Here is a 15,555-nt window from a genome sequence, read left to right on the forward strand (position 1 = left end):
GTCTATTTACTTGTTATCTCGTTCTAGAGAGCGTTGACGTAAGAGCTTTTGTTGTTGATGAAGCGCAGCTTTGATCAGCAAGTCTTGGTCAGTATCACGAAGATGAGCATATTTGAATTTGATTTCGAAACCTGAATCTTTAGGTTCACTAGCGAAGACTTCCGCGTAGCAATAAATAGCGGCGGCAGGGTGCTCGATAAAGAGCTTAGCTTTAACTAAGCGACCCGTTTCGATATCTGTTTTGGAAAAACAAGAGAACTGACTCGCGCCAAATGAATACGTGTGGGTACGAAATTGTTCATCATCTTGTTGCGATAACATAAAGCTCAACAAGAGGTTTAATTTAGAGTTCTGTGCATCCAATAAACTGATGACATTCTTCAAGTCGCTGTTTTTCAGTTCGTTGCGAGCACTGTCGGCTAATAGATCCAATTGGCTAAATTCACTTGCCACGACAAACGGGGCAGGGATCTCAGATTCGAATTGAATTTGAGAAGGTAAAGTGAAGCCACTGTCCATTGGTTCAATATTCGCGGTGAGGCTGTGGTGAACGGTGAAAAACTCTTGTTCTGTCATGCGTTAGTTCCTTGAAGTGATCTATTGATTATCGCTATGTGGCCGCAGTAATCAAGGTCAGTTAATTGAAAGTCTCAAATAGTTGTTTGAAAGTTGGCTATTTGACAAGGTTCTGTTTTTCAAGCCTAACTAATTGAGTTAATTCACTCTATATTTTCAATTAACCCCTACACAGTAACAGCAATACCCGTTACATTAACCCGCATCCCCTTTAGATGGTTCAAAGTATGTTTCATCCTATTTCGTTGTTTGTTGGCCTGCGCTATTTGAAAGGTCGTTCAGGTGATCGCTTTAGCCGTTTTGTTTCTTATATGTCGACGGCAGGTATCACCATTGGTGTGCTGTCTTTGGTTACTGTTTTATCGGTAATGAATGGATTCGAAGCGCAGTTAAAAGACCGAATTCTCGGTGTCCTTCCTCAAGTGGTGGTTTATGAGCAAGGCGGTACTACGTCTCTTTCTGCTCAAGCGCCTAATTTTGCAGAGCAAATGTCGCTCAATGGTCACGTTGAACCTATTGTTCGCAGCGAAGCGGTAATTCAAAGTCCTGCTCAGTTATCTGCAGGTCTGTTGATCGGCATTGAACCTAATTCAGATGACCCTCTTCAGAACCACTTGATTGCGGGTAGATTGTCTTCACTTAAAGCGGGTCAGTATCAGCTATTTCTTGGCCATACCTTGGCAAGAAATTTGAAGGTATCTATGGGTGACAAAGTTCGCCTGATGGTCACCAGTGCCAGCCAATACACACCGCTCGGACGTATTCCTAGCCAACGAAATTTCACTGTAGCCGGCATCTTCAATACAGGTTCTGATATTGATGCTCAACTGATGGTGACAGACATTAAAGATGCTGGGCGTTTGATGCGCTATAAATCAGATACCATTTCAGGCTGGCGCTTGTTCTTTGAAGACCCGTTTGAAGTGGCGAAACTGTCTAATCAACCGTTACCTGAAGGTTGGTTGTGGAGTGATTGGCGAGACCAACGTGGTGAACTATTCCAGGCCGTTCGAATGGAAAAAAATATGATGGGCTTAATGCTTGGGCTGATCATCGGTGTTGCAGCTTTCAATATTATTTCGGCACTTATCATGGTGGTGATGGAGAAGCAGTCTGAAGTGGCTATTCTTAAAACCCAAGGCATGACCGATGGTCAAGTTATGGGGATATTCATGGTTCAAGGCGCAAGTAGCGGCGTGATTGGTGCCCTATCAGGTGGCGTGTTAGGCGTTGCTCTAGCGATGAACCTCAATACTATTTTAGAGGCGATGGGTGTTGCTCTGTTTTCATTTGGTGGACAGTTGCCAATTTTAATTAACCCAATTCAAATCGCCGTTGTTGTGGTTCTGGCTATTGCACTTAGCTTGATTGCCACTGTATTCCCATCTTATCGTGCATCGTCTGTGAAACCTGCTGAGGCCCTTCGTTATGAGTAATTTTCTTCAATGTAATGATATCCGTAAAACGTACCGTGAAGGCTCGTTAGATACTGAGGTTCTCAAGGGAGTCAGCTTTGAAATCGAAAAGGGTGAGCTAGTCGCTATCATTGGTACCTCTGGTTCCGGTAAGAGTACGTTATTGCATATTTTAGGGGCATTGGATGATGCGTCTGACGGCAGCGTGAGCTTTCTCGGACAAGACTTAGCATCTTTGAGCTCAAATAAGCAGGCGAAGCTTCGCAACCAGCATCTTGGCTTTGTTTATCAATTCCATCATCTTCTTTCGGACTTTTCAGCGTTAGAAAACGTGGCAATGCCGCTGCTGATTGGTGGTGAAAAGCCAGCTAAAGCAAAAGAAGAGGCGCAACGTCTGTTGGATAAAGTTGGATTGAGTCATCGTGTTGACCACCGACCTTCAGAGCTTTCTGGTGGTGAGAGGCAACGTGTGGCGATTGCTCGAGCTTTAGTCAATAAACCTGCTTTGGTGTTGGCGGATGAGCCTACCGGCAACCTTGATCACAACACCGCACTTTCTATTTACGACTTAATGCGTGAACTAAACCGCGAGTACGACACGGCCTTTTTGGTAGTAACTCATGATGGTGAACTTGCAGGTAAGATGGATCGCCAACTTCACATGCAAGATGGTTTATTGGTCAACGTAGAAAAAGAGGAGAGCTAAGTGTTTTCTTCTTTATCTCTATTGATAGGCGGCCGATTTAGCCGAGCGAAACAACGAGACAAAATGGTATCGTTCATATCTTTGTCTTCGACGATTGGTATTGCCGTTGGTGTGGCGGTGATCATTATCGGTTTGTCTGCAATGAATGGCTTTGAGCGAGAGCTTGAGTCGCGTGTACTTTCCGTTATTCCACATGGTGAATTCGAGGGTGTCAATGAACCTGTGACTCGCTGGGAGCACGTGATTGAGCAGTCGGTGAAAAACGATAAAGTTGTAGCTGCAGCACCCTATGTAAAAATTACCGCGCTTGCTGAAAAGGGCAAAGAACTCAAAGCAATTGAAGTTCGCGGTGTTGATCCACAACTTGAACAACAGGTATCAAGCCTATCGAAATTTATCGATAAACAAGCTTGGAGTGAGTTTAAAGCAGGGCAACAACAAATCATCTTAGGTTCTGGTGTGGCTAACGTGTTGGGGGCGAAAGTGGGTGACTATCTGACTTTGATGATTCCAACGGTTAACGGTTCTGTGAAAGTTCAGGCGCCAAAACGAGTTCGAGTGAAAGTGGTTGGCTTGCTGACGCTTAATGGCCAGATAGACCACAGCTTGGCGCTAATCCCGATTGGCGATGCTCAAGCTTATGCAAACTTAGGCGAGGCAGTAACCGGAGTTTCTTTAAAAGTGACCGATGTGCTGAACGCGAACTCAATTGTACGTGAAGTTGGCAATCAACTCGATGTGTATGTGTACCTGCGCAGTTGGCAACAGAAGTTTGGTTTCTTGTACCGAGATATTCAGTTGGTTCGCACCATTATGTATCTGGTGATGGTGCTGGTTATTGGTGTTGCTTGTTTCAATATTGTCTCGACCTTAATGATGGCAGTAAAAGACAGAGCATCGGAGATCGCGATCTTAAGAACCATGGGCGCATCAGACGGCCTTGTTAAACGCATCTTTGTTTGGCAGGGCGTATTCTCGGGTGTGCTAGGCAGCTTAGTCGGGAGTGCGATAGGTGTCTTGGTGGCGCTTAATCTCACTACGCTAATCAAAGGGCTCGAAAAGTTGGTCGATCATAAATTCTTGTCCGGTGATATTTACTTTGTCGACTTCTTGCCATCACAACTTGATATGACGGATGTTGTTGTGGTTTCCGGTACTGCGATTGTGTTGAGCTTACTGGCGACATGGTACCCAGCCTCACGAGCGGCTAAGCTAAACCCGGCCTCGGTGCTTAGCTCGAAGTAATACGCTAAGTAAACGTCACGTTGCGCGATAGACTAACGGCATAAACAAAAAAAGGATCCCTGATGGGATCCTTTTTTATTGAATTCAATTCGTGTTCTTTACGACTTTCGTTACATGTCAATCTTGCAGAGTTCAGTGGCTCATCTGATTTTAACTTGTGTACGTTTTAAGTGAAGCGCATACAAGGATAGATTGAATAACAGGGTACGGTCGTTCAGTACCTTGCTTGTCGCTTCTTCCAGCTTCTTACTACTGAGTAACGCCATAACCCGCGAATACCAAAGTAGCCAACCATTGCAGAAACCACACCACAAATCAGACAACCCAGCAGGAACGGAGGTCCTATGGTGCTCATTTGCGCCAAGATGAAATCCCAAGACAGTTCGAAATGAAAGGCTTGAGGCGGCACATGCATCACAAACGCGCCTACTTTATAAGCAAAGTAGAACAGCACCGGCATAGTCACAGGATTACTGATCCAAACCAGTGCGACAGACAGTGGTAGGTTAACACCACATGCGACCGCAAGACCTGCAGACATAATCATTTGACTTGGTAAAGGGACAAACGCCATGAATAACCCAACAGCGAACGCACCAGCCGCAGAGCGACGATTAAGGCACCATAAGTTGGGGTTGTACAAAACATTGCCAAAAACTTTCAATGCTTTCTGACGTTTGATTAGCTCATGGTCAGGCATAAATCGTTTGATAAACTTTCTTGGCATAGGAGGAAGCTACTCTCTTGTTTAACACTTGGTTCTTGATTTCATTTGCTGCGACAGTTGTGTCTGCCAGCTTCTGGCCTGTGATGCCACATTGGGTTTGGGCACCATTGATGCTGTTGTTACTGCTAGCATCAACAAAGTATAGCGTTTTCCGGAGAGCAAGAGGTCTAGCAACAGCATTGATACTAGTTATCTGCCTAGGGAATGCGATTGAAATACAAACGAGTCGCTTATTCCAATCAGGGCAGAATACTACCATAAATGCTTCGGTTGTTAGCCTTTTTAGTGAAAATAGCCACGGTTTTGAAAGCGTAATAGTAGCCAGATCAATTGGCGGCGAAAAATTAATCTTTCCCCAATTGATAAAATTGCGTTTGTTTACTCCTTTTAAGTTGACGCTCGGGGATGATGTCTATTTATCTGTCTCAATAAAACCAGTGTGGGGTAAACTTAATGAAGCAGGCTTTGATCTAGAAAAGTATTTGTTTAGCACCGGTGTGGTTGCCAATGCAACTTACAGGGCCGATACCAAATATCGAATTCACACCAATACCAACATGCGGTCTCATTGGTTTGAAAACCGTCTTGAAAGGTTAAGTGAGTTAGCAAATCAAGACTTCATTATGGCTTTGAGTTTTGGTTATCGAGACCTTATCCATCCTCAGCGTTGGGATTTGCTTAAAAGCAGTGGTTTGATTCATTTGATGGCTATCTCTGGGCTACATATTGGGATTGCCTTTGGTATTGGCTATCAGGTAGGAAAGATATTCAGGTTACTCTCACCTTCATTTCTTTGGTTTCCCACAATATTCGGTCTCGGCTTAGCCTATTTCTACAGTTGGTTTGCTGGATTCACGCTGCCAACCTTGAGAGCTTTAGTGATGTGTATTATCGCGAGCTATTTCTTGTGGCGTGGGCAAAATATCAGTGTGCTTCGGTATGTCGTCTTAAGCCTGTGTGTGGTTCTGCTGATTTGGCCGTTTTCAGCATTGTCGAGCAGCTTTTGGCTATCCTTTGGTGCGTTGGGTGCCGTTATTTATATCGCCTTGAATAGTCGGCCATCATCTTCAAACGCCACTCTTATCGATCGAGGGCGGCAGCTCATCAAGATTCAGCTGATGCTGACATTTCTTATTGCTCCCTTTTCGATACTGTTTTTCAAAGGGGTGAGTTTAGTTTCTGTTCTCTACAACTTGATCCTTTTGCCTTGGGTATCAATGGTGACGATCCCGCTACTGTTTCTTGCGATGTTACTTAGCTTAATATTGGAGTCAGTGCCGGAGGTGATTAGTTTAACAGCGTTAAGCAATGGTTTTTCTATACAGCTATGGATGTTGGTCGACTTGTCGCTTGATCCTCTCGTATTTAGTCTTCCTTTCTCTGAACGATTTTGGATTCAAGTTGATAATCACACTATGGCGTTGTCTGTATTCCTCATCTTATTTTTCGGGTTCGTCAGTCGATACCTCAAACGAACACTATCAATATTGGTCATTGCAGTGTTTGTAATGTGGTGGGAGTTCGGTAAGCAGCAAAATAAATTAACAATCGATATCTTGGATGTTGGGCATGGGTTGTCTTTAGTTTTGGAAAAGAACAATCAGGTCGTTGTTTACGATCTCGGCAACGCGTGGCAGGGAGGTTCGATTGTTGAATCCTTGCTGATTCCCACCTTGAATCAGAGAGGAGTTCATGAGGTGGAAGGTGTGATAGTGAGTCATTTCGATTCTGACCATGCTGGTGGCTATCCGGCGTTACTTGAAAATTACAATCCTAAGTGGATAAGAGCGAGTCAGAACATCAATCAACAAACAAAATCTACTGTTCAAGTTCAGTCGAATATCCAAACATGTACTTTTGGAGAGGTGTGGAACTGGCAGGGTCTAGAGTTTGAGGTTTTATGGCCACCTCAAAGAGTAAAGAGGGCGTACAACCCACATTCGTGTGTTGTCAGGATTTTTGAGCCCAATTCTGAGTTCTCGATGTTGCTAACTGGTGATATTGAACGGGTAAGTGAGTGGCTACTTGCTCGTGAAGGTCAGCGGCTCAAGAGCGACGTGATGCTTGTCCCGCATCATGGTAGTAATTCGTCGTCGATTAAGCCGTTTATTGAGGCAGTTTCGCCTCAGTTAGCAATTGCTTCTTTGGCCAAAGGTAATCAGTGGGGAATGCCAAGCAAATCTGTGATTGAACGTTATCATGAAACGGGTAGTTCTTGGCTTGATACCGGAGAAAGCGGACAAATAACCATCACTATCAGTAAGGAAGGTTGGAAATATCATACGATTAGAGAACAACAAGGCAGGCAGTGGTATAGGCAGATGCTTCGTAAGGGAGTAGAATAGATAGATTATTGTGAGAAAATTAAGCGATTCTATGTCAACACAAACAGATGAAACTACCTGGGTCACATTTAAAAGACTTTGGACTTATATTCGACTGTATAAGGCCGGCCTTGGTGTTGCGGTTATTGCGCTTATTATAAATGCCGTCTCTGATACCTATATGATTTCTTTACTGAAGCCTCTACTTGATGAAGGCTTTGGTAACGCTGAATCAGACTTCTTACGCACGCTCCCTATTATTATCTTTGCCATGATGTTCATTCGTGGTGTGAGTGGCTTCGTTTCAACCTATTGCTTAAGCTGGGTCTCTGGCAATGTGGTGATGGAGATTCGCCGTAAGATCTTTAGCCACTTTATGCACATGCCTGTTTCTTTCTTTGATAAAGAGCAGACGGGCGCACTGCTATCTCGAATTACTTACGATTCAGAACAAGTATCTGCTGCGACCAGTAAAGCTTTGGTGAGTATCGTGCGTGAAGGTGCCAGCATCATTGGCTTGCTGACGCTGATGTTCTGGAATAGCTGGCAGTTGTCTTTAGTTCTATTTGCTGTCGCTCCTTTTGTTGCTTGGGCAATTAGTATTGTATCAAAGCGATTCAGAAAAATTTCTAAGAACATGCAAACCAGCATGGGACATGTTGCTTCTTCAGCAGAACAAATGCTGAAAGGTCATAAAGTGGTCCTAACTTACGGTGGTCAAGAGCTAGAAAGAGGCCGTTTTGATACGGTTAGCAACCAGATGCGCCAACAAAGCATGAAGCTGGTGACGGCTCAAGCTGCCGCTAACCCAATTATTCAGATGATTGCCTCTATAGCGATTGTTGTTGTTCTTTATCTCGCGAGTGTTGATTCAATTAAAGCTGAGCTAACAGCAGGTACGTTTACCGTTGTGTTCTCCGCGATGTTTGGCTTACTACGTCCACTAAAAGCCTTAACCAATGTAACTTCGGAATTCCAACGAGGTATGGCGGCGAGTACCACTCTATTTGGTTTAATGGACTTAGATACTGAGCAAAACAAGGGTACGCTGAAACCTGAAACCGTAAATGGTGAAGTTGCGGTAAAAGATGTGACATTTACTTACCAAGGTGCTGAGAAACCAGCGCTTGATAAGGTCAGTTTTAATATACCGAAAGGCAAGACCGTTGCACTTGTCGGCCGATCAGGTTCGGGCAAGAGTACCATTGCTAATCTGTTTACTCGTTTTTATGATGTAGACTCAGGCTCTATCGAACTTGATGGCCACGACATTCGTGATTACGAATTGAGAAACCTACGTGAGCACTTTGCGCTTGTTTCTCAAAATGTACACCTGTTTAACGATACGGTAGCCAACAACATTGCTTACGCAGCAGAAGCTAAATATTCTCGCGAACAGATCGAACACGCGGCTAAGCTTGCTCATGCTACTGAATTTATCGAAGGCATGGAAAACGGCATTGATACGATTGTTGGTGAGAATGGGGCAAGCCTATCTGGCGGCCAAAGACAACGTATCGCTATTGCAAGAGCGTTGTTAAGAGAGGCTCCAGTATTGATTCTTGATGAAGCTACATCGGCTTTGGATACTGAATCAGAGAGAGCGATCCAATCTGCGTTAGAAGAGCTGCAAAAGGACAAGACAGTATTGGTTATCGCACACCGACTCTCTACTATTGAACAAGCCGATGAGATCTTAGTGGTTGATGATGGTCGTATTGTAGAAAGAGGTGCACACGCGGAGCTAATTGCGCATGATGGCGCTTATGCGCAACTACACCGAATTCAGTTTAGCGGATAAGATTAGGTCTTGTTGTGATCGAAAAGATTTGGTTTAACAATCACCCGTTAAAATACATTCTCTGGCCGTTATTATGGCCATTGAGTCTGCTGTTCAAAATGATCAGTAGCCGACGTCGTGACGCTTATCTATCGAGGAAAAAAGAGACATACCGTCCACCATTGCCTGTGATTGTTGTTGGTAATATTACTGCTGGTGGCAATGGTAAAACACCGGTTGTGATTTGGTTGGTCGAGATGCTGCAGGCTAACGGTTTTAAACCCGGAGTCGTTTCCCGAGGCTACGGGGCAAAAGCACCAAGCTACCCGTTAGTGTTGGATGAGAGCACGCCGGCTGAACATTCTGGTGATGAACCTCGTTTAATCAGAAAGCGAACGGGTGCGCCTGTCGCAGTCGATCCTGTGCGTGCAAACGCGGTGAAAGCTTTATTGAGCGAAGGGGTTAATGTCATTATCACTGATGACGGCCTTCAGCATTATGCACTTGAACGCGATATTGAGTTTGCGGTTATCGATGGTGCGAGACGCTTTGGTAGTGAATGCCTCATTCCTTTGGGTCCACTAAGAGAGCCAGTATCTCGTTTAGATGACGTAGACTTTTTGGTTAACAATGGCGGTGAAGTGCAGGGGCGGGAATTCTCTATGTCTTTGCGACCAAGCCAAGCCGTTAACCTAAAGACTGGTCAGAAAATATCGGTAGCAGAACTACAGAAGTTGGTCGCTTTTGCTGGTATTGGTCATCCGCCACGCTTTTTTAAAACATTGGAAGATCTTGATGGTGATGTGGTTTTCACACAGGGCTTCGCCGACCATCAAGATTTCGATAAAGATGAACTTTATGCCTTAGCAAAGAAAGGTATGAATATGATTATGACAGAAAAAGACGCTGTAAAATGCGAAGAATATGCTCAAGACAACTGGTGGTATCTTCCGGTATCTGCGCAGTTCGATGAAGATTCGCAACAGCAAATTTTAAAAAGAATAAAAGAGGTTATGGAATACTATGGATCACCGTCTGCTTGAGATCGTTGCTTGCCCTGTATGTAAAGGTAAACTAACTTTTGACAAGGATAAGCAAGAGCTTGTTTGTAAAATTGATCGCCTTGCTTACCCAATTAAAGAGGGTATTCCTGTTCTTTTAGAACCTGAAGCTCGCACCGTTTCAATGGATGAGGGTAAGTAATGTCTTATACGGTTGTTATACCTGCGAGATACCAATCGAGCCGTTTACCTGGAAAGCCGCTTGCTGACATTGGTGGAAAGCCGATGATTCAATGGGTATACGAACAGTCAATGAAAGCGGGTGCCGATAACGTTATTATCGCTACCGACGACGCTCGAGTTGAAAAAGCGGCTAAAGCATTTGGCGCGACCGTTTGTATGACATCACCGAATCATGAATCAGGTACTGAACGCCTAGCTGAAGTGATTGAAGTTATGAAGATTCCTGATGATCATATTATCGTGAATGTTCAAGGTGATGAGCCACTTATTCCACCTGCGATCATTAATCAGGTTGCTAACAATCTTGCGAACAGTACAGCTCCGATGGCAACACTCGGTGTGGAAATTACTCATGCTGATGAAGTGTTTAATCCTAACGCTGTAAAAGTTGTGACGGACAAAGATGGGTATGCCCTGTACTTTAGCCGAGCTACTATTCCTTGGGATCGCGATGCTTACGCGAACAACGGTACAGCAGCGGAATCTCCACTGCTTCGTCACATTGGCATCTACGCTTATCGTGCGGGTTTTATCAATACCTATATCAATTGGGAACCAAGTACCCTTGAGCGTATTGAGTGCCTAGAGCAGTTACGTGTACTTTGGTATGGTGAAAAAATCCATGTGGCAGTTGCAGAAGAGGCGCCTGCTGCTGGTGTTGATACGCCTGAAGATCTAGAAGCGGTTCGAGCTATTATTGGCTAAGCTTCTTTGAGCTACTACTTCTTCTTTGCTCTACAAAATGCAAATTCATGAGCCTTGCTAGTTGCGAGGCTTTTTTCTATCTATCTAAAAGTGCGCTATCGAAAAGCGCGTGCGTGTCTTATTGACCTAAGCAAACGGATATTGGGCTGGTTGCATTGGTTTATGCATCATCAACTCGGAATTATCTGAGATTTACCTCGCTCGACTTCCAATTTTTCTCTATAATATTCCGCCTATAAAGTAGTGGCGAATCGCTAGTACAGAATAAAACTTACGACAAAACGTGGAGTAAAAGATGCCTTCTCAAAGCCCAGTGATTACGGTTGATGGACCAAGTGGTGCAGGTAAAGGTACCCTGTGTATGTTGCTAGCAGATAAGCTAGGCTTTCATCTTCTAGACTCAGGCGCGATCTATCGCGTATTGGCTTTAGCGGCAATTCACCATGGTGTGGATACTGAATCAGAAGATGCTTTAGTACCGCTTGCGACACACTTAGACGTGCAGTTTATTGCTGAAGGCGACTTAGTTAAGGTTATCCTAGAAGGTGAAGATGTGTCTGGTGAACTTCGCAAAGAAGAAACCGGCATGGCAGCTTCAAAAGTAGCAGCTTTACCTCGCGTTCGTGAAGCACTGCTTCGTCGTCAACGCGCATTCAGCGCGGCACCTGGTTTGGTTGCTGATGGCCGTGACATGGGAACGGTTGTGTTTCCTGAAGCTGGAGCGAAAATATTTTTAGATGCAAGTGCTGAAGAGCGTGCGAGTCGCCGCCTTAAACAGTTGCAACAGAAGGGGTTAGATGTTAAATTTGACGACCTTTTGAGCGAGATCCAAGAGCGAGACGACCGAGATCGTAATCGCCCAGTGGCGCCACTTCGCCCTGCAGAGGATGCTCTAGTGCTTGATTCCACCTCAATGAATATTGAGCAGGTAGTAGAAAAAGCACTACACTATATTGAATCGAAACTGGCTGGGTAATTTCGCCGAGCTAGTACGAACGTTGGTCGCAAGGATGATGACCGGCGAATTTATCAACCCCATGCGGTAGGATACCCATGGACGTTTAATTATTGAAGATTAAATAATGACTGAATCTTTTGCTCAACTCTTTGAAGAGTTTCTATCTGAAACTGAATTCCAACAAGGCAGCATCGTTAAAGGTACTGTAGTAGCTATCGAGAACGGTTTCGTTCTTGTAGATGCTGGTCTTAAGTCTGAATCTGCTATCCCTGCTGAACAATTCAAGAACGCTGCTGGCGAACTTGAAGTTGAAGTTGGTGCTGAAGTAGACGTAGCTCTAGACGCTGTTGAAGATGGTTTCGGTGAGACTCAACTTTCTCGTGAGAAAGCTAAGCGTCATGAAGCTTGGATCGTACTTGAGAAAGCTTGTGAAGAAGCTGAAACTGTTGTTGGTATCATCAACGGTAAAGTTAAAGGCGGTTTCACTGTTGAACTTAACGGTATCCGTGCTTTCCTTCCTGGTTCTCTAGTAGACGTACGTCCTATCCGTGACACTGCTCACCTAGAAAACAAAGAGCTAGAGTTCAAAGTAATCAAGCTAGACCAGAAGCGTAACAACGTTGTTGTTTCTCGTCGTGCTGTTATCGAATCTGAAAACAGTGTTGAGCGTGACGAACTTCTTGAAACTCTACAAGAAGGTACTGAAGTTAAAGGTATCGTTAAGAACCTTACTGACTACGGTGCATTCGTTGATCTTGGCGGTGTTGACGGTCTTCTACATATCACAGATATGGCTTGGAAGCGTGTTAAGCACCCATCAGAGATCGTTAACGTTGGTGACGAAATCCTAGTTAAAGTTCTTAAGTTCGATCGTGAGCGCACTCGTGTTTCACTAGGTCTTAAGCAACTTGGCGAAGATCCATGGGTAGCAATCGCTAAGCGTTACCCAGAAGGTCACAAACTTTCTGGTCGTGTTACGAACCTAACTGACTACGGCTGCTTCGTTGAAATCGAAGAAGGCGTTGAAGGTCTAGTACACGTTTCTGAAATGGATTGGACTAACAAGAACATCCACCCTTCTAAAGTTGTTAATGTTGGCGACGAAGTTGAGGTTATGGTTCTTGATATCGACGAAGAACGTCGTCGTATCTCTCTAGGTCTGAAACAGTGTAAAGCTAACCCATGGCAGTCATTTGCAGAAATGCAAGCTAAGGGCGACAAAGTTACTGGTAAGATCAAGTCTATCACTGACTTTGGTATCTTCATCGGTCTAGAAGGCGGTATCGACGGTCTTGTACACCTATCTGACATTTCTTGGAACGCTGCCGGCGAAGAAGCTGTACGTGAATACAAGAAAGGCGACGAAATCTCTGCTGTTGTTCTAGCAGTAGATGCAGAGCGTGAGCGTATTTCTCTTGGCGTTAAGCAAATGGAAAACGACCCGTTCAACGCATACGTTGCTGATAACAAGAAAGGTGTTCTTGTAAACGGTACTGTAACTGCAGTTGACGCGAAAGGCGCTACTATCGAGCTAATCGAAGGCGTTGAGGGTTACCTACGCGCTTCTGAAGTTTCTCGTGACCGTATCGAAGATGCATCTCTAATCCTAAGCGTTGGCGACAGCGTTGAAGCGAAGTTCACTGGTGTAGACCGTAAGAACCGCGTAATCAACCTATCTATCAAAGCTAAAGATGAAGCTGATGAGCAAGAAGCAATGGCTTCACTGAACAAGTCTGATGAAGGCGCGTTCGGTAACGCAATGGCAGACGCATTCAAAGCTGCTAAAGGCGAATAATAGCTTCTCATTAAGAGAATTATAGCTATATAGCCAAGAAAGGAGCCGCAAGGCTCCTTTTTTTTTGCTTATTTTTCCGATAGGTCTATAATTTCTAAAAAGAAAACCAACGAGGGTAACTATGACTAAGTCTGAATTGATTGAAAGACTGTGCGCTGAGCAAACGCACCTTTCTGCAAAAGAAATTGAAGACGCTGTAAAAGACATTTTAGAGCACATGGCTTCAACACTAGAAAGTGGTGATCGAATCGAAATTCGCGGTTTTGGCAGTTTTTCTCTGCATTTCCGTGAACCTCGTGTTGGACGTAATCCTAAAACTGGTGACAAGGTTGAGTTGGAAGGCAAATACGTTCCTCACTTTAAACCAGGTAAAGAGCTACGCGAACGAGTAAACTCAGGACTGTAGACTACTTATCGGAATTAAGAAAAGCGGCATACTATAATGTATGCCGCTTTTTTATGACCATAATATGGTGGTCTGATTAGTAATTTTCCTGCATAATCGTACAGCTAACTAACCAATGAGTGATGAACTATGAAAATTATAAAAATAGTCGCTGTTATCGCACTTTTCCTAATTGCACTGGCTTTAGGCTCTCAAAACCAAACAAGTGTGAATTTCAACTATCTGCTAGCGCAAGGTGATTTCCACCTATCAAGCTTATTAGGTGTTGTCTTTGTTTCAGGTTTTGGTCTTGCTTGGTTAGTCTTCGGCAATATGCACATGCGATCTCAACTGAGAATTCATCGTTTGAAGAAACAACTCAATAAGCAATCAAAGCAGGTAGCTGCTGATACCAAAGCTTAAAGGTCTTATTTGATGTTAGAGTTACTGTTCTTGCTCTTACCTATTGCCGCTGCTTACGGTTGGTATATGGGTAATCGTAATGCTCAGCAAGAAAAACAGAAACAATCACACCAGATTTCCCGTCAATACGTGACGGGTTTGAACCTATTACTGTCAGATCAGTCTGACAAAGCGGTTGATCACTTCATTGAACTCCTTCAAGTCGACAATGAAACCATCGATACTCACTTAGCTTTGGGCAACTTGTTCCGCTCTAGAGGTGAAGTCGACCGTGCTATTCGTATCCACCAAAATCTTATCTCTCGTTCGGGGCTTACTCTCGATCAGAAAAACCTCGCACTACAACAATTAGCTAAAGATTATATGGTCTCTGGCTTTCTTGATCGCGCCGAAAAAATCTTTGAACAGCTTGTTGAAGAACCCGATCACAAAGAGGGTGCTCTGCAGCAGTTGGTTGCTATTTATCAGCAAACTCGAGAGTGGAACAAGGCTATTCATTACGGAAATATCCTAGTTAAGCTCGGTAAGAAGAAAATGAAGATGCGCGCGACCGTTGCACATTTCTGGTGTGAACTTGCGATGCAAGAGCAAGCCGATGGTAATCGCTCTAAAGCGCTTCAGCATTTCAAAAAGGCACTTTCTGAAGACCCTAAATGTGTTCGTGCTAGCATTGCTCTAGGCAAGTTCCACTTAGCGAACGAAGACTACCAAAAGACAATCGATTGTTTGGAGTCGGTACTCGAGCAAGATATCGACTTTATTAGTGAGGTGTTGCCAACCCTTGCTGAGTGTTACCACAAGCTTGGGCAAGAGGCTCAATTGGTCGAGTTCCTTAAAGCTTGTATTCAGAATAAAGCTGGTGTATCCGCTGAACTGATGCTCGCTCAATTGGTTGCTCACCATGAAGATGTTGGTTCTGCTCAAGAGCTACTAACAAAGCAGCTAGTCAAAAATCCAACCATGAAGGGTTTTTATCGATTAATCGATTATCACCTAGCGGAAGCAGAAGAAGGTCGTGCGAAAGACAGCTTAACCACACTTCAATCTATGGTTGGTGAACAACTTAAGGTTAAGCCTCATTATCGTTGTCGTCAGTGTGGTTTCTCAACACACTCAATGTATTGGCACTGCCCTTCATGTAAGGGGTGGGGAACGATCAAGCCTATTCGTGGGCTTGATGGTGAATAGATTTGTGGTCATTTTAAGACCAAATTATTAATTGCAGCTTTCGGGCTGCATTTTTATGACTGTTATTTATGGCCTGATTGGTAT

At 44.1% G+C, this 15,555-nt stretch carries 15 protein-coding genes; 13 read left to right on the forward strand and 2 right to left on the reverse strand.

Features of this window, described 5'->3' with window-relative positions:
- Nucleotides 1-6 precede the first annotated feature (6 nt).
- Nucleotides 7-576, reverse strand: a complete 570-nt coding sequence (locus AC3CH4_RS05095; RefSeq protein WP_488543414.1) for a PilZ domain-containing protein — start codon at nt 574-576, stop codon at nt 7-9.
- Nucleotides 577-803: 227 nt separating this feature from the next.
- On the opposite strand from AC3CH4_RS05095, the gene lolC reads away from it, so the two are divergent.
- From lolC to lolE, 3 genes are read left to right on the forward strand one after another with little or no spacing between them, the layout of a single operon-like run.
- Nucleotides 804-2,012 carry a lipoprotein-releasing ABC transporter permease subunit LolC gene (gene lolC / locus AC3CH4_RS05100; protein WP_488543415.1) on the forward strand — a complete coding sequence of 403 codons (1,209 nt, stop codon included), beginning with the start codon at nt 804-806 and terminating at the stop codon, nt 2,010-2,012.
- On the forward strand, nt 2,005-2,697 hold the full coding sequence (gene lolD, locus AC3CH4_RS05105) for a lipoprotein-releasing ABC transporter ATP-binding protein LolD (RefSeq protein ID WP_017083246.1): 693 nt from the start codon (nt 2,005-2,007) through the stop codon (nt 2,695-2,697). The genes lolC and lolD overlap by 8 nt, the downstream gene beginning before the upstream one ends.
- The gene (gene lolE, locus AC3CH4_RS05110; protein ID WP_488543416.1) at nt 2,698-3,942 is read left to right on the forward strand and encodes a lipoprotein-releasing ABC transporter permease subunit LolE; all 1,245 of its coding nucleotides are present in this window, start codon (nt 2,698-2,700) and stop codon (nt 3,940-3,942) included.
- A gap of 214 nt (nt 3,943-4,156) precedes the next feature.
- Here lolE and AC3CH4_RS05115 read toward each other — a convergent pair whose 3' ends face one another.
- Nucleotides 4,157-4,669, reverse strand: a complete 513-nt coding sequence (locus AC3CH4_RS05115; RefSeq protein ID WP_017078948.1) for a DUF2062 domain-containing protein — start codon at nt 4,667-4,669, stop codon at nt 4,157-4,159.
- A gap of 17 nt (nt 4,670-4,686) precedes the next feature.
- Here AC3CH4_RS05115 and AC3CH4_RS05120 point away from each other — a divergent pair, with 17 nt between their 5' ends.
- The 10 genes from AC3CH4_RS05120 (at nt 4,687) to lapB (ending at nt 15,471) form a co-directional block, all read left to right on the forward strand.
- Nucleotides 4,687-7,014, forward strand: coding sequence for a DNA internalization-related competence protein ComEC/Rec2 (locus AC3CH4_RS05120; protein WP_488543417.1), 2,328 nt, complete (start codon nt 4,687-4,689; stop codon nt 7,012-7,014).
- Between the two features lie 31 nt (nt 7,015-7,045).
- A complete protein-coding gene (gene msbA / locus AC3CH4_RS05125) occupies nt 7,046-8,794 on the forward strand; it encodes a lipid A ABC transporter ATP-binding protein/permease MsbA (RefSeq protein WP_171314742.1) in 1,749 nt (582 codons plus the stop codon).
- Between the two features lie 14 nt (nt 8,795-8,808).
- The gene (lpxK, locus tag AC3CH4_RS05130; RefSeq protein WP_171314743.1) at nt 8,809-9,816 is read left to right on the forward strand and encodes a tetraacyldisaccharide 4'-kinase; all 1,008 of its coding nucleotides are present in this window, start codon (nt 8,809-8,811) and stop codon (nt 9,814-9,816) included.
- Nucleotides 9,797-9,976: a Trm112 family protein gene (locus AC3CH4_RS05135; RefSeq protein ID WP_004736429.1), complete on the forward strand. Its 180-nt coding sequence runs from the start codon at nt 9,797-9,799 to the stop codon at nt 9,974-9,976. Before lpxK ends, AC3CH4_RS05135 begins: the two co-directional genes overlap by 20 nt.
- On the forward strand, nt 9,976-10,722 hold the full coding sequence (kdsB, locus tag AC3CH4_RS05140) for a 3-deoxy-manno-octulosonate cytidylyltransferase (protein ID WP_004736427.1): 747 nt from the start codon (nt 9,976-9,978) through the stop codon (nt 10,720-10,722). The genes AC3CH4_RS05135 and kdsB overlap by 1 nt, the downstream gene beginning before the upstream one ends.
- A gap of 295 nt (nt 10,723-11,017) precedes the next feature.
- Nucleotides 11,018-11,698: a (d)CMP kinase gene (gene cmk / locus AC3CH4_RS05145; protein ID WP_171314744.1), complete on the forward strand. Its 681-nt coding sequence runs from the start codon at nt 11,018-11,020 to the stop codon at nt 11,696-11,698.
- A gap of 106 nt (nt 11,699-11,804) precedes the next feature.
- Nucleotides 11,805-13,475, forward strand: coding sequence for a 30S ribosomal protein S1 (gene rpsA, locus AC3CH4_RS05150; protein ID WP_017057038.1), 1,671 nt, complete (start codon nt 11,805-11,807; stop codon nt 13,473-13,475).
- Nucleotides 13,476-13,596: 121 nt separating this feature from the next.
- Nucleotides 13,597-13,881 (forward strand): integration host factor subunit beta, encoded by a 285-nt coding sequence (ihfB, locus tag AC3CH4_RS05155; RefSeq protein WP_017073307.1) that lies wholly within the window; start codon nt 13,597-13,599, stop codon nt 13,879-13,881.
- A gap of 129 nt (nt 13,882-14,010) precedes the next feature.
- Nucleotides 14,011-14,283: a LapA family protein gene (locus AC3CH4_RS05160; RefSeq protein ID WP_004734544.1), complete on the forward strand. Its 273-nt coding sequence runs from the start codon at nt 14,011-14,013 to the stop codon at nt 14,281-14,283.
- Between the two features lie 12 nt (nt 14,284-14,295).
- Complete coding sequence (gene lapB, locus AC3CH4_RS05165; RefSeq protein WP_004734543.1) at nt 14,296-15,471, forward strand: lipopolysaccharide assembly protein LapB; 1,176 nt, start codon at nt 14,296-14,298, stop codon at nt 15,469-15,471.
- Nucleotides 15,472-15,555 lie beyond the last annotated feature (84 nt).

This window comes from Vibrio sp. QJM3NY_26, assembly GCF_057786005.1.

What these genes read in the sequence shown, in the direction of transcription:
- AC3CH4_RS05095 (WP_488543414.1), bottom strand. Translation starts at nt 576, where the DNA reads ATGACAGAACAAGAGTTTTTCACCGTTCACCACAGCCTCACCGCGAAT.
- lolC (WP_488543415.1), top strand. Translation starts at nt 804, where the DNA reads ATGTTTCATCCTATTTCGTTGTTTGTTGGCCTGCGCTATTTGAAAGGT.
- lolD (WP_017083246.1), top strand. Translation starts at nt 2,005, where the DNA reads ATGAGTAATTTTCTTCAATGTAATGATATCCGTAAAACGTACCGTGAA.
- AC3CH4_RS05115 (WP_017078948.1), bottom strand. Translation starts at nt 4,669, where the DNA reads ATGCCAAGAAAGTTTATCAAACGATTTATGCCTGACCATGAGCTAATC.
- msbA (WP_171314742.1), top strand. Translation starts at nt 7,046, where the DNA reads ATGTCAACACAAACAGATGAAACTACCTGGGTCACATTTAAAAGACTT.
- AC3CH4_RS05135 (WP_004736429.1), top strand. Translation starts at nt 9,797, where the DNA reads ATGGATCACCGTCTGCTTGAGATCGTTGCTTGCCCTGTATGTAAAGGT.
- kdsB (WP_004736427.1), top strand. Translation starts at nt 9,976, where the DNA reads ATGTCTTATACGGTTGTTATACCTGCGAGATACCAATCGAGCCGTTTA.
- cmk (WP_171314744.1), top strand. Translation starts at nt 11,018, where the DNA reads ATGCCTTCTCAAAGCCCAGTGATTACGGTTGATGGACCAAGTGGTGCA.
- rpsA (WP_017057038.1), top strand. Translation starts at nt 11,805, where the DNA reads ATGACTGAATCTTTTGCTCAACTCTTTGAAGAGTTTCTATCTGAAACT.
- ihfB (WP_017073307.1), top strand. Translation starts at nt 13,597, where the DNA reads ATGACTAAGTCTGAATTGATTGAAAGACTGTGCGCTGAGCAAACGCAC.
- AC3CH4_RS05160 (WP_004734544.1), top strand. Translation starts at nt 14,011, where the DNA reads ATGAAAATTATAAAAATAGTCGCTGTTATCGCACTTTTCCTAATTGCA.
- lapB (WP_004734543.1), top strand. Translation starts at nt 14,296, where the DNA reads ATGTTAGAGTTACTGTTCTTGCTCTTACCTATTGCCGCTGCTTACGGT.